Origin of the sequence: Aquisalibacillus elongatus, assembly GCF_003843875.1 — a bacterium.
Taxonomy (GTDB): domain Bacteria; phylum Bacillota; class Bacilli; order Bacillales; family Alkalibacillaceae; genus Aquisalibacillus; species Aquisalibacillus elongatus.
Genome location: NZ_RKRF01000008.1, coordinates 509809 through 532550, shown reverse-complemented (window position 1 = coordinate 532550; position 22742 = coordinate 509809). Strand labels below are relative to the sequence as shown.

The 22742-nt window shown below is 37.9% G+C and carries 18 protein-coding genes; 1 reads left to right on the top strand and 17 read right to left on the bottom strand.

Annotation, left to right across the window (positions count from 1 at the left end):
* Window positions 1-10: 10 nt before the first annotated feature.
* From EDC24_RS07720 to hpf, 13 genes are all read right to left on the bottom strand, one after another.
* The gene (locus EDC24_RS07720; protein WP_124221325.1) at window positions 11-367 is read right to left on the bottom strand and encodes a YojF family protein; all 357 of its coding nucleotides are present in this window, start codon (window positions 365-367) and stop codon (window positions 11-13) included.
* 16 nt (window positions 368-383) lie between these two features.
* Window positions 384-3251 (bottom strand): excinuclease ABC subunit UvrA, encoded by a 2868-nt coding sequence (gene uvrA / locus EDC24_RS07715; protein WP_124221323.1) that lies wholly within the window; start codon window positions 3249-3251, stop codon window positions 384-386.
* Between the two features lie 9 nt (window positions 3252-3260).
* Window positions 3261-5237 (bottom strand): excinuclease ABC subunit UvrB, encoded by a 1977-nt coding sequence (gene uvrB / locus EDC24_RS07710; protein WP_124221321.1) that lies wholly within the window; start codon window positions 5235-5237, stop codon window positions 3261-3263.
* 158 nt (window positions 5238-5395) lie between these two features.
* Entirely contained in the window at window positions 5396-6589 is a 1194-nt protein-coding gene (locus EDC24_RS07705; RefSeq protein WP_124221319.1) for a PDZ domain-containing protein, read from the bottom strand.
* A gap of 114 nt (window positions 6590-6703) precedes the next feature.
* Window positions 6704-8188, bottom strand: coding sequence for a S41 family peptidase (locus tag EDC24_RS07700; RefSeq protein WP_124221317.1), 1485 nt, complete (start codon window positions 8186-8188; stop codon window positions 6704-6706).
* Between the two features lie 156 nt (window positions 8189-8344).
* On the bottom strand, window positions 8345-9706 hold the full coding sequence (locus tag EDC24_RS07695) for a murein hydrolase activator EnvC family protein (RefSeq protein WP_124221315.1): 1362 nt from the start codon (window positions 9704-9706) through the stop codon (window positions 8345-8347).
* Between the two features lie 42 nt (window positions 9707-9748).
* Window positions 9749-10645: a permease-like cell division protein FtsX gene (gene ftsX / locus EDC24_RS07690; RefSeq protein WP_124221313.1), complete on the bottom strand. Its 897-nt coding sequence runs from the start codon at window positions 10643-10645 to the stop codon at window positions 9749-9751.
* Window positions 10635-11321 (bottom strand): cell division ATP-binding protein FtsE, encoded by a 687-nt coding sequence (ftsE, locus tag EDC24_RS07685; protein ID WP_124221312.1) that lies wholly within the window; start codon window positions 11319-11321, stop codon window positions 10635-10637. The genes ftsX and ftsE overlap by 11 nt, the downstream gene beginning before the upstream one ends.
* Before the next feature lie 265 nt (window positions 11322-11586).
* Entirely contained in the window at window positions 11587-11985 is a 399-nt protein-coding gene (locus EDC24_RS07680) for a c-type cytochrome (protein WP_124221310.1), read from the bottom strand.
* A gap of 59 nt (window positions 11986-12044) precedes the next feature.
* Window positions 12045-13149 (bottom strand): peptide chain release factor 2 gene (gene prfB, locus EDC24_RS07675; RefSeq protein ID WP_124221308.1). Its coding sequence is split into 2 segments (ribosomal slippage): window positions 12045-13076 and window positions 13078-13149, totalling 1104 coding nucleotides; the frame shifts between segments, so codons are not numbered across the junction.
* A 242-nt stretch (window positions 13150-13391) separates the two neighbouring features.
* The gene (secA, locus tag EDC24_RS07670) at window positions 13392-15905 is read right to left on the bottom strand and encodes a preprotein translocase subunit SecA (protein ID WP_124221306.1); all 2514 of its coding nucleotides are present in this window, start codon (window positions 15903-15905) and stop codon (window positions 13392-13394) included.
* A gap of 234 nt (window positions 15906-16139) precedes the next feature.
* Window positions 16140-16364, bottom strand: a complete 225-nt coding sequence (locus tag EDC24_RS07665) for a hypothetical protein (protein WP_124221304.1) — start codon at window positions 16362-16364, stop codon at window positions 16140-16142.
* A gap of 311 nt (window positions 16365-16675) precedes the next feature.
* Entirely contained in the window at window positions 16676-17233 is a 558-nt protein-coding gene (gene hpf, locus EDC24_RS07660) for a ribosome hibernation-promoting factor, HPF/YfiA family (protein WP_124221302.1), read from the bottom strand.
* Between the two features lie 271 nt (window positions 17234-17504).
* Here hpf and EDC24_RS07655 point away from each other — a divergent pair, with 271 nt between their 5' ends.
* The gene (locus EDC24_RS07655) at window positions 17505-19958 is read left to right on the top strand and encodes a YheC/YheD family protein (protein WP_124221300.1); all 2454 of its coding nucleotides are present in this window, start codon (window positions 17505-17507) and stop codon (window positions 19956-19958) included.
* A gap of 25 nt (window positions 19959-19983) precedes the next feature.
* Here EDC24_RS07655 and fliT read toward each other — a convergent pair whose 3' ends face one another.
* The 4 genes from fliT to flaG are packed head-to-tail and all read right to left on the bottom strand — an operon-like array spanning window position 19984 to window position 22713.
* Window positions 19984-20340, bottom strand: a complete 357-nt coding sequence (gene fliT / locus EDC24_RS07650; RefSeq protein ID WP_124221298.1) for a flagellar protein FliT — start codon at window positions 20338-20340, stop codon at window positions 19984-19986.
* 1 nt (window position 20341) lies between these two features.
* Window positions 20342-20737 (bottom strand): flagellar export chaperone FliS, encoded by a 396-nt coding sequence (gene fliS, locus EDC24_RS07645; protein WP_124221296.1) that lies wholly within the window; start codon window positions 20735-20737, stop codon window positions 20342-20344.
* 24 nt (window positions 20738-20761) lie between these two features.
* Window positions 20762-22324, bottom strand: a complete 1563-nt coding sequence (locus tag EDC24_RS07640; protein WP_245998024.1) for a flagellar hook-associated protein 2 — start codon at window positions 22322-22324, stop codon at window positions 20762-20764.
* A gap of 14 nt (window positions 22325-22338) precedes the next feature.
* Window positions 22339-22713, bottom strand: a complete 375-nt coding sequence (flaG, locus tag EDC24_RS07635; RefSeq protein ID WP_124221294.1) for a flagellar protein FlaG — start codon at window positions 22711-22713, stop codon at window positions 22339-22341.
* Window positions 22714-22742: the final 29 nt, after the last annotated feature.

Here is a 22742-nt window from a genome sequence, read left to right as displayed (position 1 = left end):
TTAATCCTCCCTAGTAAGAAAATGGCTCTTCACTGATTTCTAATGCGACCATTAGACGCCCTCGGTCGTCATGACCAGCCATAAGCAGTTGCCCATGCTCATTAAATTCATAATCTGAAAGGCCCTCTGCATAAATCCAACCAATGTCATGTTTAAGGCCTACACGATAAGAGCCATCGTCGTGTTGTACAATTTTTCCTTGTTTGTACGTCAACTGTGCGTTTCGAATATACGCTCCAACATTGTAAGCATTCGTATTAAAATGGCTAGCATAAGCCCCGTTTGTCGTTTCTAAATGAACATAGACGGGCTTATTCGTAAACTGATCAATATAATGTTGTATGCGTTCTCTATTAATGGCTTCCATGGTTTGTTTTCCCCTTTCAATTTGCCGAGCTTTCTAAAATTCGCTGTTTCATCCGCTCACGATCTCGTTCTAAAATTGGTGCTAAATATTTGCCTGTATATGACTTGTCACTTTCCGCTACTTCTTCTGGTGTACCGGTTGCGATAATCTGACCGCCACCTTCTCCACCTTCAGGACCTAAATCAATAATGTGATCCGCGGTTTTAATAACATCTAAATTATGTTCGATAATGACAACCGTATCGCCATTTTCAACGAGTCGTTGTAAAACATTTAACAACTTCGAAATATCATGGACGTGTAGCCCAGTCGTTGGCTCATCCAAAATATATAAGGTTTTACCGTTCGAACGTCTTTGCAGCTCACTAGCTAATTTGACACGCTGAGCTTCACCGCCGGATAATGTGGTTGCCGGCTGACCTAAACGAATATACCCTAAGCCGACATCGCAAAGCGTTTGAAGTTTACGTTTAATTTTCGGGATGTTTTCAAAAAAATCAAATGCTTCTTCAATTCGCATACCTAAGACATCCGCAATATTTTTTCCCTTATATTTCACTTCTAATGTTTCACGGTTATAACGTTTGCCATCACACACTTCACACGGAACATAAACATCAGGTAAGAAATGCATCTCAATTTTAATAATACCATCGCCTTTACACGATTCACAGCGTCCGCCCTTCACGTTAAAGCTAAAACGGCCTTTGTTGTACCCGCGAATTTTTGCCTCACTCGTTTGAGCGAAAACACCGCGAATATCATCAAACACACTCGTGTATGTTGCCGGGTTTGATCGAGGCGTACGCCCGATTGGCGATTGGTCAATATCAATGACTTTCTCTAAATGCTCCGTTCCCTTGATTTCCTTATGAGCACCTGGTTTCACCTTCGCTCTATGAAACTTCGCTGATAGTGACTTATATAAAATATCGTTGATTAACGTACTCTTTCCTGAACCTGAAACACCTGTAACGACAGACATTAAACCAAGCGGAACCTTTGCATCGACTTTTAATAGATTGTTCTCTTCAGCTTTTTTAATCTCAAGTTGTCGGTCTTTTTCAATTGGCCTGCGCTCTGTCGGAAGTGGGATGAATTCTTCACCACTTAAATACTTTCCAGTTAATGATTCTTTAACTTCCATGACTTCACTAGGTGATCCAGCCGCCACGACTTCACCGCCTTGTGCACCAGCGCCAGGACCAATATCAACTAAGTAATCCGCAGCCAACATTGTATCTTCGTCATGCTCGACGACGATTAAGGTGTTATCTAAGTCACGCATGCGTTTGAGTGCCTGAATTAACCGATCATTATCACGCTGGTGTAAGCCGATAGAAGGCTCATCTAAGACGTATAAAACGCCAGTTAACGCTGAACCAATTTGCGTCGCAAGTCGAATACGCTGAGCTTCACCACCAGATAACGTGCCAGCTGAGCGTGATAGTGTTAAATACTCCAGACCAACATTTGTTAAAAACGCAAGCCGTTCTGAAATTTCTTTTCGAATCATTTTAGCAATTTGTTCTTCTTTTTCGGTAAGCTCAATTTGATCAATCCATGTTAGCGCGTGACTGACAGATTTCTCAGTTACTTCTCCAATGTGCCGATCATTCACTTTCACTGCTAAGGCTTCTTCTGACAGGCGATACCCTTTACACGTTGGGCATTCGCTTTGCATCATATATTTTTCCATCATTTCACGAACATAACTTGAAACCGTCTCGTGATAACGTCTTGATATATTTTGGACGACCCCTTCAAAATAAATATAATTCTCGCGGACATTGCCACCGCGATCGTTTTGATATTTGAATAAAATGCGCTCTTTACCGCTACCGTATAAAATTTTATTCATTTGCTTTTTCGGCAAATCTTTAACGGGTGTATCCATACCAATTCCATAATGTTCACAAACACTTTTTAATAACTGAGGATAATATTGAGAAGAAACAGGCTGCCATGCGACAATTGCTCCATCATTTAAAGTAAGGTCCCAATCAGGAATGACTAAATCTAAGTCCACCTCTAGCTTCGAACCAATACCGTCACATGTTTTACAAGCACCAAATGGGCTGTTAAATGAAAATAACCTAGGTTCTAAATCACCAATCGTAAAACCACACTTAGGACACGCGTGATGTTCATTAAAAAACATTTCATCGCCATCAATCAAACCAACAACGACTTTACCGCCACTGAGTTTTAACGCAGTTTCAATAGAATCAGTTAAGCGCGTCTCAATGCCCTCTTTAATAATAATTCGGTCAATGACGACCTCAATATCATGGTTTTTATTTTTATCTAGATTAATTTCCTCGTTAATCTCACGCATTTCTCCATCAATACGAAGACGAATGTAACCTTCCTTTTTCAAGTCTGATAACACTTTTTCGTGTTCGCCTTTTCTTCCTGACACAACTGGTGATAAAATTTGTAGCTTCGTTCTCTCTTCTAACTCCAAAACTTGATCCACCATTTGCTGGACCGATTGTGCCGAAATTTCTTCACCATGTACCGGACAGATAGGTCTGCCAACCCTTGCATACAGTAAACGAAAGTAATCGTAAATTTCTGTTACCGTACCAACCGTTGACCGTGGGTTTTTACTCGTCGTTTTTTGATCAATCGAAATCGCCGGTGACAGTCCTTCAATGGCATCAACATCGGGTTTATCCATTTGTCCTAAAAACTGTCTAGCATATGCCGATAAGGACTCCACATAACGACGCTGTCCTTCAGCATAAATTGTATCAAAAGCCAGTGATGACTTACCGGACCCTGATAGACCTGTCATCACGACGAATTTATTTTTTGGAATTGTTACATCGATATCTTTTAAATTATGCGTACGTGCACCTTGAATCGTAATAGACTTCATGATCTATGATCATCCTTCCGCTTTTAGCTCTAATATGACATCGCGTAGCTCCATCGCTTTTTCGAAATCCAATTCCTTGGCAGCTTGTTTCATTTCGGCTTCCATTCGTTCAATCATTTCAGCTTTATCTTCTTTCGATAAGTTCTGGTATTGAGCTACCTGATCACTTTCTTCATCCGATTCATACGTTGCCTTAATGACATCACGCACTTCTTTCTTAATCGTTTTAGGTGTAATGCCATGCTTTTCGTTGTATTCCATTTGAATTGAGCGACGTCGGTTCGTCTCATCCATTGCATATTGCATCGATTTCGTGATTTTATCAGCATACATGATGACTTCACCGTTTTCATTACGCGCCGCACGTCCAATGGTTTGAACAAGCGAGCGCTCTGAACGTAAAAAGCCTTCCTTATCGGCATCTAATATGGCAATGAGAGACACTTCAGGTATATCAAGTCCCTCTCTTAATAAGTTAATACCGACAATGACATCATAAACACCCAGTCGTAAATCACGGATAATCTCAATCCGTTCAAGCGTTTTGATCTCAGAGTGTAAATAGGCCACTTTTATGCCCATTTCTTGAAGATAATCCGTCAGGTCCTCAGACATCTTAATCGTCAAGGTGGTCACAAGGACACGCTCATTATGTTCTTTTCTTTTATTAATTTCGCCAATTAAATTATCAATTTGTCCTTTAATCGGGCGAACGTCAATTTTAGGGTCTAATAAACCTGTTGGACGAATGATTTGCTCCACGACACCTGGTGAATGCTCTAACTCATAATCACCAGGTGTTGCCGTTACGTATAAAATGTTCTCAATATGCTTCTCAAACTCTTCAAACGTTAGTGGACGGTTGTCCAAAGCCGATGGTAACCGGAACCCGTGGTCGACAAGCGTCATTTTACGCGCTCGGTCACCTTTGTACATGCCACGAATTTGAGGTAACGTCACGTGTGATTCATCAATTACAATCAAAGAGTTATCTGGAAAGTAGTCCAATAATGTATAGGGTGTTGATCCCGGCTCACGGAATGATAAATGTCTAGAGTAGTTCTCAATTCCAGAACAAAAGCCCATCTCATTCATCATTTCCAAATCATAACGTGTCCGTTGTTCTAACCTTTGAGCTTCTAACAATTTATCTTCCTGTCGAAACTTCTCAAGCTGCTCCTCTAATTCCGCTTCAATGTTTTTAATCGCCTTTTGCATTTTTTCTTCTTTCGTGACGAAGTGTGATGCCGGATATATCGCTACATGATCACGATCCCCAACAATCTCACCCGTTAACGCATCGACTTCACGTATGCGATCGATCTCATCACCAAAAAATTCAACGCGAATACAGTGCTCTTCACGTGATGCAGGAATAATTTCAACAGAATCCCCACGCACGCGAAATGTTCCGCGCTGAAAGTCTATATCATTTCGCGAATACTGAATATCCACTAAATCGCGTAAAACTTGATCACGATCTTTTTCCATTCCGGTTCGTAGTGATAATACGAGGTCTCTATAATCTTCTGGCGAACCTAAACCATAAATACAAGACACACTGGCTACAATTAGAACGTCATTTCGCTCAAATAAGGACGATGTAGCTGAGTGCCTTAACTTATCGATCTCATCGTTAATACTAGCGTCCTTTTCTATGTACGTATCCGTCGACGGTACATACGCTTCAGGCTGATAATAATCGTAATAACTTACGAAATACTCGACCGCATTTTCAGGAAAAAACTCTTTAAACTCACTATATAACTGCCCCGCCAATGTCTTGTTATGTGCTATAACAAGTGTTGGACGGTTAATTTCCTCTACAACATTTGAAACCGTAAACGTCTTCCCTGTTCCAGTCGCCCCTAGCAATGTTTGATGTCTTTCATTTTTATGAATACCATTCACGATCTGTTCAATCGCTTTGGGTTGATCGCCTTGTGGTTCAAACTGAGATTCTAATTTAAATTGATTCACAAACACCAACTCCAATATTTTCGATAATTTGTATTTATTATAACATAAAATACGAACAAGAGTTCTATTATTTGCATTTCCGTATCTTAAGCATAAGTTTGCAGAAACAAATTTGCAAAGAATGTGATGAACTAATAAAAGCTCGAATACATTGTACCCGAGCCTTAACTAATTTCTTCAGTTTTTAACGTGAATTTCGGCGTTTCTTTCACAAAAACTAACCCTAATTCATGATACTCGCCTTGATATAAAGCCCGTTGAACAAAACGAATTTCACCGTTTAAATCTTGAACGGACATTTTACAGAACGTTCGGTTTTCACTCATCACTTCAAAAAACTCATGTTCATTCGAAACTGGCTCTTCATGAATTTTAATAATTTTCTCACCGACTTGTATTCCCATGTCAGCGGCTGGCGAATTCGGCATAACACCGACAACTGTAATCCCAACTGGCTGTGGTGAGAAAATCGGTGCTTTTTCTACATCTTTAATGGAAACAAGTGCTTGGGTCATCGCACGCCCAACAATTGCTACTCCTATTAGAACAGGTGCAAAACTTTGATAAAAATAAACACCTACCGCTCCGATGACTAATACTACAATTAATACACTTAACGCTTTAGCCATTTTCTTAGCCCCAACTTCCGAAAACTCACCTTGGAAGCGTTGGCTAATCCCGAGGACAAACGGAACTAACATAAGCCCAAACGTATCATTAATCCCAAATACCGGCCACCAATCAAACATATTAAGCTGAAGCGTCCCTGTTGGCACAGGGGCTAAAAATGGAATCACCATTAAACGCTTATTTAGATGTCTTCCGATAAATTTGCCACGTTTACCTTTTTTCAGTTCAGGAAAGGACAAAAACCGTTTCGATGTGGATATTAAGATTAATTCACCTACGAGTAAGAAAACCAGTAAGTAGCTGACCAACACTAAATCCACTGACATAACAGGGTTTAATACCGCTGGGATATTAATATCAAAAAACATAACAGCCCACATCGACAAACCGAGTATCCCAATGGTATAAGCTGGCGAAAATCCTTTTACTATGTTGAATAACATAAAAATGAATACGATTGCTGATAAAGCTAAGATCCATTCATATGTCATCATCGAACCTGATAAGATTAAAGCCGCCGATAGAATGACTCCTACAAGCAATCCTTTCAACCAGGTTTTGGACCACTCTGAGCCTACTGGAAAAATCCGATGTCGAAACATCTCACGCTCTTTTTTTACACGCCTATAACCTGTCCAAAATGTAAAGGCCACTACCAAATATAATAACGGTTGCGCAAACAACCATAACATTCCGAATCCAATTTCTCTAAGCCACTCCATACCCATGCTGCTAACCCCCGTTTAGGTTTCCATCACGTTTACATTTCGTCAAGTTCGTCATCGATTCCTTCTAATTTAAAACAGATGACTCAACTATTGATAGCTGAGTCATCATGTTTTTCACTCAAACAATAACTCGACAGCACGTTGTAATTGTCTGTCACTGTCTGGGTCTTGAACGAGGTCTAGAATTTGTTGTTCAATTTCGTCTTCTGTCTGTTCATTCAATGTACCCGTTACATCTAAACCATTATCTTGTTGGAAGCTTTCTAATGCTGACTCTGTCTTGCGATCAAAATAGCCGTCTGTACGTCCTGGCTCATAACCTAAGCCATCTAACATTACTTGCATTTTATTAACTTCTTGACTATTCATATCATAAGCTAACGGTTCATCAGTTTGAATTAAGGAAACATAGTAGTATTCTGGTTGTTCAACTTTGGCGGTCGGCTCAATTCCAACTTCATTAATCTGATTACCTTCTGGGCTTAACCAGTTCATCACCGTCATCTTAAGTAAACCATCACCTACTTCTACCGTTTGCTGAACCGTACCTTTACCAAACGAAGTCTGTCCGACGACATCATAGCCGCCATTTTCTTTCATCGCAGCTGCCATAATTTCTGAGGCGGATGCGCTACCTTCATTAATTAAAACTGAAATCGGATAATCTTTATCACCAGATTGTTGTAAATAATAAGGGGATTGATCTTGGTCTTTACTAGAAACTTGTAAAAACGGATCATCTTCATTTAAGAAATGTCCTAAAATCGTACGAACAGATTCTAATAAGCCTCCAGGATTACCTCTTACATCGATGACAAGGCCATCTATATTTTCTTCATTCTCTAATTTTTCAAGTTCTTCTGCAAACTCTTCATGTGTTTTTTCTGAGAACGAACGGATTTCCAACACACCAACATTGTTGCCGTCATGTTCTTCAACGCTTGAATAAACCGTTGTGACTGGAATAGTGTCACGTGTAATCACGACTTCGAAAGGTTCATCTTCACCGGGACGATCAATCGTTAACGTAACATCCGTACCTTTCTCACCACGAATTAATGTTACTGCTTCATAAACGGTATACCCTTCAAGGCTTTCCCCATCGACTTCAATAATACGGTCGTTTGGTCGGATGCCAGCATTTTCAGCAGGAGTGTCTTTTATCGGTGCGATCACCGTAATGTAATCATCACGTTTAGTGACTTCTGCACCAATCCCTTCAAATGTAGACTCTATTTGACTTTGGAATTCACCCATAGCCTCAGCATCCATGTATTCACTATATGGATCATCGAGCTTATTTACTACACCTTCTAAAGCTCCTTCAATTAGCTCTTCACGGCTCACTTCACTGACAAAGTCCGATTCAATTAAATTCATAGCATAACTCAACACATCTAGGTCTGAATTAGATTCCTCGGATTGATTTGATTCATCCTGATCATTTTCTTCTTGTTCTGAGCCATTTTGCTGATCATCTTGATCTTGCTGTACAACTTGGTCTTCCTCTAACATCTCTAGTGTTACAGCTGTCGACGCTGCTCCAACCAGTAGAGATACAATAACAATCGTTATAAAAAATCTTTTACTGATATTCATGGATTCACCCCAATGTAAGCCTATGTAACTTTTGTATATCTTTTTATTATAGCATTTGACAGACAACCTGTAATGATAAACCAACTAAAAATTAAGTTTTTAGATGATTAAAAAGCACCACACGATTGTGTGATGCTTAAACTTATTGAAAAATTATTATGGAGTTGGAATGTAGTTTAGAGGGTTAGCAGGCCGTAAATTACCCCATTCACGTCCACCAGGATGAACTTCGAAGTGTAAATGGTCTCCTGTAGAATCACCAGTTGAACCCATACGACCGATCATTTCCCCCGCTTGTACCACTTGTTGTTCATTTACATAGACTTCAGATAAATGAGCATAAACTGTATCTATCTCCTGACCATCAACATTATGTGTTATAAATATTGAATTACCAAATCCTCCACCTGAACAATTATTACTGTATCTAGCACATCCAGTATGGGTAGTATACACTACCCCTGTGGCAGCTGCGTAAATAGGTGTTCCTCTAGCGCTCGCAATATCAATCCCATTATGTGACCTATATTCTTGGTGTATTGGATGCCACCTTTGTCCAAAATGAGAGCCATCATAACCATAAGTACCCTTAGCAGGAACTACAAAACCATCTCCACTAGCTACTTGTTTTGCTTGTTCCAACGATTGCTCACGCTTTTGCAATTGTCTTTGTTCTTGTTCAGCTGACAACTCAAGTTTTTCTAATTCATGAACTTGTTCCTCTAAACTAACAAGCACGGCACGTTGTTCCTCACGCTGTTGATCTAAGTTAGCAACTAAGCTATCAAGATCTTGTTTCTGGGCTACTAACTGATCGCGTTTATCCTCAACTGATGATTTATTACTCTCAACATTTTCCTTTTTACTAACAACGGCTTTTTTAGAATCTTCTAAAGCTTCACGGTCCTCGTCTAATTGCATCTTATCTGCTAAGTGATTCTCTAAGATTTTCTGGTCTTGACTCATAATCTTATTAACAGCTTTTGTTCGATTTACCAAATCACCAAAATCTTCGGCACCCATGATCACTTCTAAATACTTAACAGAACCACCGCTTCTTTGTAGTGAGCGTATTCGATCTTTAAGTAGATCTTCACGATCGGCAATACGTTGTTCCGCACCTTCTATTTCTTCCTCAAGTTCAGTGATTTGATTTTCTAAATCTTCAATCTCACCTTCAAGTTCTTCAATCTGAGCTTCTAACCTATTAATCTTAGTTTCCGTTTCTTTAATCTCTAATTCTTTTAAACGGATTTCACTTTCCGTCTGACTGATTTCATTTTTAATAGATTGTAAATCTGCTTCTGCTGAGCTTTTCTTAGACTGTGCTTCATTTAGGTCCTGTTCTATACTGTTCAGGTCATTATTAACGCTATTTTTCTCTTCTTGAATTTTCTCAAGCTCTTTTTCAATCTCCTCGACCGACTGTGCTTCAACTGCTTCATCTTGATTAAACATGAACACTAAAGCAATTGCAACTGCAGAAACTGACAAGATCCCCAGTGTTTTCTTTACCAAATTGTTTCTCCTCCTCGTTTTTCGTTAAGTTGTGAGTTTTATTTATACGTTTAAGAATTTACGAACACTCATGACGCTTCCCCAAATACCGATAAAGACGCCGATTCCAAGTAGAATCAAGGATATTTGTAACGCAAATGGGTTGAAGGGTAATAGTTCAACAAAAGCCATGTTGATTTTGTCATTAAAGTTTTCGTATAAATAGTAATAACCGCCAATGACAATACCAATAGGAATAATTGAACCTAATACCCCCATCAAAGCACCTTCTACGAAGAAAGGCCAACGAATAAAGCTATTTTTAGCACCGACAAGCTTCATAATGCCGATTTCTTCTTGTCTAGCAATAATCGTCATCTTAATCGTATTAGAGATTAAGAAAATGGCTGTCAATAGTAAAGCTGATATAAAACCAATACCTATGTAACGGGCATATTGGTTAAAGCTTAATAAGTTTTCAACTGTCGTCTGCGAGTAACTGACCTCATCCACATAATCCATACCTTGGATTTGTTCAGACAGAGATTTATATTGAGTTGCTTGATTTGCTTTAATATAAAAAGCATCATTTAAGGGATTACTATCCTCGAAGACAGATCCCCATTGTTCACCAGTGTCGCCCATATCTTCAACTAGTTTTTCTAGTTCTTCTTCTTTAGATGAAAAATCGAGTGACCTTATATTTTGGAGTTCGCTTAGGTTTTGTTCTAGTTCGTTTAACTCTTCTTCACCTGCTGTTAGTTCAGCATATACCGTCATTTCCACATCTTCTTCAATATTTTCAGCGACTTGGTTTAAGTTAAGGATAAGCGTTAAGAAAATCCCTACTAGAATAAGTGTTGTCGTCACCGCACCAACCGATGCAACGGTCATCCAACTGTTACGGATAATATTTTTTGAACCTTCTCTTATGTGTCTTCTAGCTGTACTAAACTTCATAACCGTACTCTCCTCGATGCTCGTCCCTTACGACTCGACCATTTTCCATCGCAATCACACGCTTTCTCATTTGGTTAACAATATCTTTGCTGTGCGTTGCCATAATGACGGTCGTCCCCGAGGCATTAATATCTTCGAATGTCTGCATAATATCCCATGATGTTTCAGGATCTAAGTTTCCTGTAGGCTCGTCCGCAATTACAAGTTTTGGATTATTAACTATCGCTCTAGCAATTGCAACACGTTGTTGTTCCCCTCCTGACAATTGTGCAGGTATGAATCGTGCTTTGTGCTTCAAGCCAACTTGATCAAGTACACTTAACACACGTCTTCTGATTTTTCTTGGATTTTCTTCGATGACTTCTAGTGCAAAAGCGACATTTTCATAAACCGATTTACGTTGCAATAATTTAAAATCTTGGAAAATAACGCCAATATCACGCCTTAAGTATGGTACTTCTTTCTTTTTTAAAGAAGCAACTTCTACTCCGTTCATAAATACTTGACCTTCTGACGGAGTCTCTTCTCGATACATCATTTTAATAAACGAGGTTTTACCTGCCCCACTTGGTCCTACAACATATACAAAATCGCCTTGATTAATAGTGACATCAACACCATTTAAGGCGCCAACTCCATTTTTATAAACCTTTGAAACTTTTTTGAGCTCAATCATCTAAGGTCCACGCCTCCTGTTGCAATAAATAACAATTTATCCGAAAATTCGATATTTTAGGCTTTATTATATCATAAATTCTACGTTAATTATCTGCTTATACTAAAATTCTTACAATTTACTTCATTAAGTTAATTCTTATTATAACATGACTCGACAAAATGTTTAGGTCTATTTATATTACATTTTTATTTCAAATTATTAAAAAGTACTTTTCAGACAAAAAAATAGTCCTTGGACTCATCCAAGGACTTGACCTTCTTAATTATTGGTTAACTAACCATTCTGCAATAGTATTCGCATCTTCGTCGTTAACATCTTGTGCAGGCATGGCACCTTGACCATTTTGAATAATACCTACGATTTCATCAATATCATAATCGTCACCTGCATTTTGTAGGCTCGGCCCATTGGCACCATTTAGGTCACCACCGTGGCATTGTGCACAATTGTTTTGATATAACTGTTCTCCAGCTTGTGCTGTATCGCCACCTGCGTCGCCTTCTGTGCCTTCGTCAGTGCCACCTTCATCAGTGCCACCATCTTGCTCTTGGCCAGACTCCTCATTGCCTGTATCACCATTTTCTCCACCATCGTCACCACCGCCACCACAAGCGGCTAACACTAAAAATACACTAAAAACACCCACGAGTAATTTTTTCATCTGCTTTTAACCTCCTCTTTTTGGATGTGATAAGTATAATGTACCCTAAAGTGAAAAATTTATCCTTTCACTTTAGACCTTAAATATGAATCAATGAATGGACCAATATGGCCATCCATGACAGCCTGTGTATTACCATTTTCTAAATTGGTTCTATGGTCCTTCACCATGTTATAAGGGTGGAACACATACGATCGAATTTGACTACCCCAGCCTATTTCTTTTAGCTCACCACGAATTTCATCTAATTCTTGTTGTTGTTTTTCAATTTCTTGTTGGTATAACTTTGATTTAAGCATTTTCATCGCTTGTTCACGGTTCTTAATTTGAGATCGCTCTGACTGACACGTCACAATCGTGTTTGTTGGTAGGTGCGTAATTCTGACGGCTGAATCGGTTGTATTGACGTGCTGTCCACCAGCACCACTTGAGCGATAAGTATCGATTTTTAAATCTTCGGATCGCACATCGATCTCAACTTCATCATTAAACTCAGGCATCACATCACAAGAAGCAAAAGACGTGTGACGGCGCCCTGAAGAATCAAACGGCGATATGCGAACGAGGCGATGAACTCCTTTTTCAGCTTTTAAATAACCATAAGCATTATGGCCTTTTATGAGTAACGTAACGCTTTTAATACCAGCATCATCACCTGGCAGAAAATCAAGCGTTTGAACCGAAAACCCTTTACTTTCAGCATAACGCTTGTACATTCTAAGTAACATTTCAGCCCAGTCCTGAGACTCAGTCCCTCCAGCTCCTGGGTGAATTTCTAAAATTGCATTATTTTTATCATAAGGTTCACTTAATAAGATCTCTAACTCAAACTCATTAAATTGTTCAATGACGCGTTTAAGGTCCTGTTGCAAATCCTCAAAAAGCTCTGCGTCATCTTCTTCTTTAACTAATTCATATGAAACCTCAAGATTCTCAAGGTCTTCTTCATTTTTTTCAAACTTATCAACCCTGTCTTTTAAGGCATTCGTTTCGCTGATGACTTTTTGTGCACTGTCTGGGTCATCCCAAAACGTCGGGTCAGTCATCTGCTGTTCTAATTCAGCAATTTTCTCTCGATCCTGATCTAAGTCAAAGAGACCCCCTGAAGTCTTCTAATCGATTTGACAGCTTCGATAATTGGTCTTTAATTTCTGTTAAATCCATAACTCTCACCTCTATATCATTTCCTAATGTTAGTATACCACGTTATATTTTGGTAAAAACAACTAATTGTTAAGATAAATTGAAGAAAAAGGTCTGAAAAACTCAAATTTAATTGCTCTTCGACAAAATTCTTAATCATTAGTTCAAAAAATGGGTCTAATCCTATCTCGAAAGGGTCTGAACTAAATTAAAAAGGCTCTAAAAAAATCCCTCAGACCACCATCTGAGGGATTCGTAACAAACTATGCTTCTTTTCCATGACAATTTTTATATTTCTTACCACTGCCGCATGGGCATGGGTCATTACGACCGATGTTTTCACGTTTAATGTATGGTTTGCGTTTTTTCTCTTGATTTTGGCGACCGCCAGAGACTGCTTTTGTGCCTGATGCGACCTCAACACGCTGTAGGTTGTCGCGAATTTCAGCTTTCATCGCATATTTGGCCACTTCCTGCTCGATCGAAGCGATCATCTCTTCAAACATCGCAAAACCTTCCATGTTATACTCTTGTAACGGGTCTGTCTGACCATAGGCACGCAAATGAATACCTTGACGTAGCTGATCCATTTGGTCAATATGGTCCATCCACTTCGAATCAACTGTGCGAAGTAAAATGACGCGCTCAAATTCGCGCATTTGATCTTCAGTCAGTTCTTCTTCACGTTCATCATATTTTTTCTTCACAATATCCATGATTAAATCAACGATATCTTCAGGCTCTTTGCCTTTCAAATCACTCACGTTGATCTCATCTGTTTCTAACACATTCGCATGGATAAAGTCGATTAATGAATCTAAATCCCATTTTTCATCGTCTTCATCTTGCGTGTATGCATGGACATTACGCTCTACCGTTGAATAAATCATGTTAATGATAATATCGCGTAATTGATCACTTGTTAACACTTGATAACGTTGCTCATAAATCACATCACGCTGCTGACGAAGGACATCGTCATATGCTAATAATTGTTTACGAGCATCAAAGTTATTACCTTCAACGCGTTTTTGCGCAGATTCTACTGCACGTGAAACCATTTTACTTTCAATCGGCTGATCATCATCCATACCGAAACGTTCCATCATATTACGCATATTATCAGAACCGAAACGACGCATGAGTTCGTCTTCCATCGAAAGATAGAACTGTGACTCACCCGGGTCCCCTTGACGACCAGAACGTCCACGAAGCTGGTTATCAATACGACGTGATTCGTGACGCTCAGTACCGATAACGGCTAAACCGCCTAAATCTACAACACCATCACCAAGTTTGATATCAGTACCACGACCGGCCATGTTTGTCGCGATTGTTACAGAACCTTTTTCGCCAGCTTCTTGAATAATTTCAGCCTCACTAAAGTGGTTCTTCGCGTTTAGGACGTTGTGTTTCACGCCTGCTTTTTTCAGCATTTGGGAAATCAATTCTGACGTCTCAACTGCAACAGTACCAACAAGGACAGGTTGCCCTTTTTCATATCGTTCTTTAATATCTTGAACGAGCGCCTTATACTTACCTTCAGTGGATTGATAAATTAAATCAGCGTAGTCCTTACGAATAATCGGTTTATTCGTTGGAATCGCGACAACACTCATATTATAAATGTTACGGAATTCCTCTTCTTCCGTTTTCGCAGTACCTGTCATTCCAGATAACTTGTCATACATACGGAAGAAGTTCTGGAATGTAATCGTCGCAAGCGTCATGCTTTCTTTTTGAATTTGTAGGCCTTCCTTAGCCTCAATCGCTTGGTGAAGACCATCACTATAACGACGACCTTTCATTAAACGTCCAGTAAATTGGTCGACGATGACAACCTCGCCATCTTGAACGACATAATCCTGGTCACGCTGCATGACCACATGCGAACGTAGCGCCTGATTAATGTGGTGCGTTAGCGTTACATTGTTTAAGTCATATAAGTTTTCAATATTGAAGTAATTCTCTGCTTTCGTAATACCCGACTCTGTAAGCTGGACATTACGCGTCTTTTCATCGAAAGAATAATCATCTTCATTTAATGTACGCATGAACGAATCTGCTTGCATATAATTCGTTTGCGAACGCTTTTGCGAACCTGAAATGATAAGTGGCGTACGAGCTTCGTCAATTAAAATCGAGTCCACTTCGTCCACAATCGCAAAATGTAAGTCACGCTGAACCATTTTATCTTTATATAACACCATGTTGTCACGAAGATAATCGAAACCAAATTCGTTGTTTGTACCATACGTGATATCAGTTGCATAGGCCTCACGCTTTTCATCTTTAGACAACTCATTCGTATTTAATCCAACTGTTAAACCTAGCCATTCGTATAACTCACCCATTTCACGTGAGTCACGGTCTGCTAGATAGTCGTTCACCGTGATAATGTGAACACCTTTACCAGTAATCGCATTTAAATACGCTGGCATAGTTGAGGCTAGTGTTTTACCTTCACCCGTTTTCATCTCAGCAATGTCGCCATGATGAAGCGCAATGGCTCCAATTAGCTGGACATAGTAAGGACGTAAGCCTAAAACACGATCAGCCGATTCACGTACAACCGCATAGGCTTCGACTAATAAATCATCTAACGATTCTCCACTTTGATAACGTTCTTTAAATTCATCTGTTTTCGCTTGTAACCCAGAGTCTGATAACTTTTTCATCTCCGGCTCAAGCGCTTCTATTTGATCAGCAATTTTTTCAAGCTTCTTCAATTGTTTTGAATTACCATCACCAAAAACCTTCTTCAATAACTGATTCATTATTTGCACCTCTAATTCTTCATTTACAATAGTCCAATTATAATGATAACACTAAAAAAACGAAGGTACAATACAGGCCCGTAGCGATAATAGACAGGTTTTGTCGAATTTTGTTTCGCCATTAACAAAAGAAAAAGCCTCTGCAAACGACAGAGACTTTATGAATAACTGAAGGTCAGCGAAAGGAGAAACTGACCTTCAACAAGATCACTAAAGGGTCTTAAGGGTAGAGGATTAATCGATGACGGAGGGATCTGAGGAGGGTTCGGAAACGTCGCATACGTATTCCACCTCATTTTCCGGAGTGATTTTATGGACATTCCGTTCCATAACAACAACTTTTTCGTGGGTTTGGGCAATCATTCTCATTAACTGGGAAATTAATTCACCTTGTTGGTCGACATATTTCTTCAATTCCACACAACTGGAGCAATGGGTTTTAACAATTGGACGACTCATATCGTATTCCCCCTTCAATGATCTTGTTGATTAAGTTATACCACGGGAAAATTGTTTGTGTCACACCCCCGAAAATTGAAATTTCTCTAAGGGAAAATCAATTTTTCTATTAAATTTTGAGTCAACTTGTATCAAAAAATAGCAGATAATTTAAAAACATACTTTTTTAAAAAAATTTATAAAAATTTTTATGAGTTCTCAAAAGACCTTTTACTGCTTAATTGCTATGAATTAGTGCTTGATACTCCTCAATTAGTGCTTAATACACAAAAAAAGCCCTCTTGCTATAAGCAAAAGGGCCTTGACTTATGTTATGCATTCGGCTCAATCAAGCCGTATTTCCCATCATTACGTTTATAGACCACATTAGTATCTCCCGTTTCCGCATTTTCAAATACGAAGAACGCGTGACCTAACATGTCCATTTGTAACACTGCTTCTTCCTCATCCATTGGTTTTAAATCAAAACGTTTCTTCTTAACAATTTGTATCTCATCATCTGGTTCATCATTAACCGCTACAGCTGCTTCCTTTTCCAATTCAGCAAACACATGCTTCGGAGCACCCATCTGGCGGAACTTTCGGTTAATCTTCGTCTTATGCTTACGAATTTGACGTTCTAACTTATCCACCACCAAATCCGTCGCCGCATATAGATCGTTATGATTCTCTTCAGCGCGCAGTAACAAATCCTTCATCGGAATCGTCACCTCAATACGCTGCTCATCATTGTGTACACTTAAATTCACGTGCACCTCTGAAGACGGAGGAGTGTCAAAATAACGCTCCATCTTCCCAATCTTCTTTTCTACATACTCTCGGATCGCATTCGTGACTTCGATGTTTTCCCCTCTAATGTTGTAGTTCATATGCATATCCTCCTTTCAAGATATGTAATCTATATTCTACATTACCCTCAAATATCCCTTTATAAACCATCTAAATATTTGAAATTTTTTGTCGAAAAATGTTTTGTTTTTAATTATATCTCTTAATCATCGCAATCTCACGTTTATTCTTCGTTACCTTCTCATACATAAAATTCTGAAGTGACTTAAAACAACTGGCATATATTTCTTAGATTTAAAAATTAAATTTCACTCAATATAACCGATATTAATAACAGGAGGTATTTATAATATGGCAAATTCAAATAAAGAACTAGAACAAATCGTTAATATTTCAGATACTATTTTAGAAGCTACAGAACATTTTCATCAGCTCATTAAAGATAAAGATGTCCCTAAAAGTATTTATATTTTTAGCTCTATTGTTGAAGGTTACACAGTCATTCAACAATCCATCAATCAAAATAATCATCTTTACTCATTATTTAATAAGTATGATCAAAAAATCATGAGTAATATAAAAAATATATCTGAACTTCTAGAGAAACAAAAACACTTAAAGGTAAATGAAATTGTTCAATTTAGCTTTTTACCTTTATTAAAAAAATGGAATAAAGAGCTTCATCAGCAAATTGGTTATAAAGATTTTAAAACTATATCCATTGGAGTATATAACGATAAACAAAATCCGTTAACTAGCTATTCCAAGGAAAGAATTTTAGCTCTAGATAAACACGCTAAAAAGAAAGGTTGTCCCATTTTTTACTTCTCTTCAGAAGATGTAGATTTAAGTGAAGAGACGATTAATGCCCATTATCTTGAGAATGATGAATGGAAAAAAGGGCAGTTTAATTATCCAGATGTTATACATAACCTATTTCCAAAAGCTATTACACAACAAAGTCGAACTGAACGTAAACTCAAAAGAAAAATTCCATTTACATCATTTATTTTCGGAAACAAATTATATTTACCAAAAAAAATGGTTGAAAACAATGTCTATGCGGATTTACTCGTCCCGTTCCGGGTGTTGAAAAGTAAGAGCCTTGTTTTCGAATTCTTTAAGTATTTTGACAAAGGTGTTTTAAAACCCATTTCAGGAGCACGTGGTGAACACATTTATTTCGTGACTAAACGAAAAGATAAATTTGAAATCTCTCGTAACGATAAAAGTAGAATTCTAAATGTTCATGACTTCTCAGATTGGTTAGACCAGATTATTTTTAATAAACAAAAACAATATATGATTCAGCAGTACATTGATTTTAGAACGAAACAAGGAGAACCTTTTGACTTTAGAGCTCATATGCAAAAAAATGGCGAAGGCAAATGGCAAATTACTAAAATGTACCCAAGAAAAGGGAGTACCAAAAGTAATCAAATCCAAATCTACCAAGATAATAATCTATTAAATTTACATGAATTTCTGAAAGATGAATTTGATGAATCATGGAAGGATATATTAAATAAATTAGAATACTTGTCTTTAGACCTATCTTTTCAAATAGATACAATGCATGGTTTTGCTATTGATGAAATGGGGTTAGATATTGCCATCGATCAAAACAGACGTTTCTGGCTCCATGAGGCTAACTTAGGACCTCAAACAAAAGCACATGAATATGAAAGAGCTGAAGTAGTAATTGATTACGCAATGTATTTAGCAGAAAACCAAATATTCCATACAAATGCATACAACGAAAGGTACTTCCTGAAAAATTTCTTTGATTCAAGAAATTCAACTTTACCTATTCGCAAGCTCGACCAAAAAACAATCGGTATTTTTACGATTAAACAACATGATGAGTTTACTGAAGCTTTGGCTGAAAAATCTGCACAATCGGGGTACCATGTCTATACCTTTACACACAAAGACGTCGACATCGATCAAATGTTAATCAGAGGACAGTTATTTGAGAATAACGATTGGCATGAAGTAATTGTTGAATACCCAGATGTTATTTTTAATCGTGTCCTAAATAATCAAAATAATGAAATCTTTAACTCGATTTTTGAAGACTTTGAGCATATCCCTATATTAAATCAATATCATCCAGATTTTTCTGACAGAAAGTTTTTATTTAACCAACTAAGCTCGGATTTAGTAGTCCCATATGCTGTGGTCAACGATGCGAAATCCACTATAGAATTTTTAAAACAAAATCACAATATAGTATTAAAACCAGTCAAATTATATAAATCTAGAAAAAATTATATCTCTTCAACTGGTAATGATGAATATGATTTAACCATAAAAGGGAAAACTGAAAAAGTTAATTCTATTACATTAAAATACAGGCTTGAAGACTATTTCAAAGAGATTAGCGAGGAAGAAATGGCTCTTTCGAATCCAAATTTAAATTTGAAGGATGAAGAACCTTACGAAATTAATGTTCACTTACACAAGGTATCGAAGAATCATAAATGGGACATTGTTCACAATCAAACTAGATTTAATAACTCTAAATCGGAACAAAATTTTGTAATTTTGACAAACAATTTTGTAAACCAATCTGATTTAACACCAGAGCATATTAATATTATTGAAAAAAATGCTCTTAATATTGCTCAGGAATTTGATTCAAGTATTAATAAATACGATATAAATGATGTAGTGATTCACTTTATTGTAACTGAAGATTTAAACATATTCGTTAATGATGTACGCATAAACAATCCTGAACTATTATTCCAAGAAAAACTTCTAGCAGACTACGTCCTACAGTATATCAATCAACTTTATTAAAAAATGATGGACATTGACTTGTCCATCATTTTTTATGATCTAAATATGCACCACCATTACCATATAATTGCTGATAAGGGTTAATATACTTTTTATTATGAGCTTTTTTCTGTTTAAAACTACCCAACTCTATTTTGAATGAGTTAAAATACTCTTGCGCAATATTTTGCAGTTTTTGATCGACAGATATGAGGTCACGGCTTAACTGTTTCTCTTCATCCGTTTGAGACTTCGAAACCTGTTTAATAAGTGTTTCCCTCTGATCTAAGAAGTCATTAAATTCTTGAATTAGCTCTTCTCGCTTTTGGCCGTCAGATTGAATTTCTTGAAATCTCTCATACATCTTTTTTGTCATGTCATATAGTTGTGTAAGTATGGACATCTTAATGACCACTCGCTTGACGCTCTTGGCGGTTCAATTTAATAACTTCTTTCCAAGTGTCACGGAATTCACTAACCAAACCTTCTACTTCTTCTAAAATTTCCGTGTCATTCTTTAAATTCGCTTGAACTAATTGATGACTCATATATTCATATAAAGGCATCATTTGTTTGGAAATCTCATAGTCTGGATTCAACGTTACCATAAGCTCATTAATGATATTTTGTGCTTTTTGAATATTAATATTTTTATTTTTAACATCGTCTTCTTCAATATAACGCTTCGCATGTCTGATAAACTTAATGCAACCGTTATATAGCATCAACGTTAACTCTCCAGGTGATGCGGTTTGTACTGAATTTTGCTGATACGTTTGGTATGGTTTTTTATAATTCATCCTCGAACACTCCCCTTAATACGTTTACTGTCCGCCACCAAATTGACTCATCATTTGTTGAGATTGTTGGTTCATACGTTGAATCGCTTTTTCCATTTGTGTAAACTGTTGCCAATAACGATTTTCCGTCTGAGTCATACGACGTTCGAAATCTGTCATACGTTCAGCCATTGAAATCAGTTCACGCCCCATACTATATTGCTGTTGGGTACGGAACTCATTCCCTGCTTTGTTCGTAATTTGCTCCATTGTACCAGATAGTTCATCTTGAACACGGTTAATGACCCCACGGCTATCTCCTTCTGAATCATTATGCAATAGATTTTTCACTTTTTCTGGATCTTCTTGAATTGCAGCACGCAATTCTGCACGATCAACTTCAAGTTTCCCATTATCTCGATAGTTTGAAGATGTTGTAATCCCGATATCAGCTAATAGATTATGGCCATCCTCACCTGTATCGACCACTGAATAAAAAGCCGAACGCATACTAGATAGACCACGCTCTAATATTGAATCACTACGTAGCATCCCGCTTTTGGCTTTTTCTTCCCAAAGCTCAATTTCACGTTCTGACATTTCTTCTTTTTGTGCATCAGTTAAAGGCGGGTAATCACGGTGACGCTCCTCTGATGTTTTTTCAGAAACAAAATCAACGACTTCATTATATTTGTCAACAAACCCTGTAATTTTGTCCATTAGCGCATCGTCATCGTTCTGCACATTGACGCTAGATGAACCAACGCCATTGAATTGAAGTTCGACACCATCAATCTCATAATCATTTGAGTTTGAAGTCATCTCGATCCCATTATACTTAAATGACGCATCTTTTCCTCCGACTTCGACCTTCTCCCAACTACCGTCAGCCTGTTGCTCTCCATTTTTAATTTCTAATGTCTCCGTAAGAAAACCAGAGTTCGTACTGCCATTAAAACCAATCTCAGCACCTAAAAATCTTGTATCATCCTTATTAAAATTTCCAGTCTCAGTTCTTTCTAGGAATACTTGATCCGAATTTTGATCATAAAACGCACGGACACCACCATCTGTCGCATCCGAAATTTTATTAAACACATCATTTAAAGAGTCCGTCTCTTCAACTTGTACAGAATGAGCTACTTCATCACCATTCTCATTATACGTATAAAACTCTAGTTCACCTGTCACTAAATTATTTTTTAAGTCTGTATCTTTAAGTGCCTTTTCCGGGTCAATTCCTTCACCATTAGAGATGGCTCCCTGACTATAATTCATCGCTTTTGAAGCGAGTTCATCAACCTCTACGTTAAAAGAACTCTCACTCGCTTGACGAGTAGCTGTTGCGGATAACACCTGTTCATTTGTAGAAGAAGCACTCTTAGATTCATAGGTTCTACTCTTCGTCAAATCTGAGAATAACGAATCAAACTCTGATAACTTTGAGTTCACTTCACGATACGCATCACGCTCCCAAGTCAATAATGTTTGATCCTGCTCCATTTTGTTCATTGGGATACGTTCAGCTTTCATTAAATCTTCTACCATGGTATCAATATCCATACCCGTTGCTAAACCGCCAATCCTCATGCTGTTATTTCCAATCATAACTCACACCACCTTTATATTCTCTCATCGACAATAAAGCCCATAAACTCAGCCATTGCAGCATACACATCAAGCATTTTCTTAGGAGGAATTTCTTTTATGACTTCGTCTGTATTCTGATCGACAATCGATACATAATACCTGTCCAATTTATCATGAAACTCATACTTCAAAGACGTATCCATTGGTTCTAAAAATTCGTTTAAGCCATCAACCAGTTCCTTGGCACGTTCCTTTGATAACTCCTCACTAGTTTCACGCTGTGAAGCCCCTTCATCTTGAATCGCCTGCAATTTCGGTTTTGCCTTTGTCTGTTCAATGTCCTGTCGCCCTATCGTCCCCGATCCCTGCAGGAGTTGAGAATTCGTCAAAATAGAGTCTATATTCACTATCAGCAACTCCCTTTCGTCCTTTTTTA

Bases quoted from the DNA above. Each gene is read 5' to 3' on its own strand.
- EDC24_RS07705 (WP_124221319.1), bottom strand. From the start codon at position 6,589: ATGGGTATGGAGTGGCTTAGAGAAATTGGATTCGGAATGTTATGGTTG.
- EDC24_RS07655 (WP_124221300.1), top strand. From the start codon at position 17,505: ATGGCAAATTCAAATAAAGAACTAGAACAAATCGTTAATATTTCAGAT.
- EDC24_RS07720 (WP_124221325.1), bottom strand. From the start codon at position 367: ATGGAAGCCATTAATAGAGAACGCATACAACATTATATTGATCAGTTT.
- fliT (WP_124221298.1), bottom strand. From the start codon at position 20,340: ATGTCCATACTTACACAACTATATGACATGACAAAAAAGATGTATGAG.
- hpf (WP_124221302.1), bottom strand. From the start codon at position 17,233: ATGAACTACAACATTAGAGGGGAAAACATCGAAGTCACGAATGCGATC.
- EDC24_RS07640 (WP_245998024.1), bottom strand. From the start codon at position 22,324: ATGATTGGAAATAACAGCATGAGGATTGGCGGTTTAGCAACGGGTATG.
- EDC24_RS07680 (WP_124221310.1), bottom strand. From the start codon at position 11,985: ATGAAAAAATTACTCGTGGGTGTTTTTAGTGTATTTTTAGTGTTAGCC.
- fliS (WP_124221296.1), bottom strand. From the start codon at position 20,737: ATGAATTATAAAAAACCATACCAAACGTATCAGCAAAATTCAGTACAA.
- uvrA (WP_124221323.1), bottom strand. From the start codon at position 3,251: ATGAAGTCTATTACGATTCAAGGTGCACGTACGCATAATTTAAAAGAT.
- ftsX (WP_124221313.1), bottom strand. From the start codon at position 10,645: ATGAAGTTTAGTACAGCTAGAAGACACATAAGAGAAGGTTCAAAAAAT.
- ftsE (WP_124221312.1), bottom strand. From the start codon at position 11,321: ATGATTGAGCTCAAAAAAGTTTCAAAGGTTTATAAAAATGGAGTTGGC.
- EDC24_RS07665 (WP_124221304.1), bottom strand. From the start codon at position 16,364: ATGAGTCGTCCAATTGTTAAAACCCATTGCTCCAGTTGTGTGGAATTG.
- EDC24_RS07700 (WP_124221317.1), bottom strand. From the start codon at position 8,188: ATGAATATCAGTAAAAGATTTTTTATAACGATTGTTATTGTATCTCTA.
- secA (WP_124221306.1), bottom strand. From the start codon at position 15,905: ATGAATCAGTTATTGAAGAAGGTTTTTGGTGATGGTAATTCAAAACAA.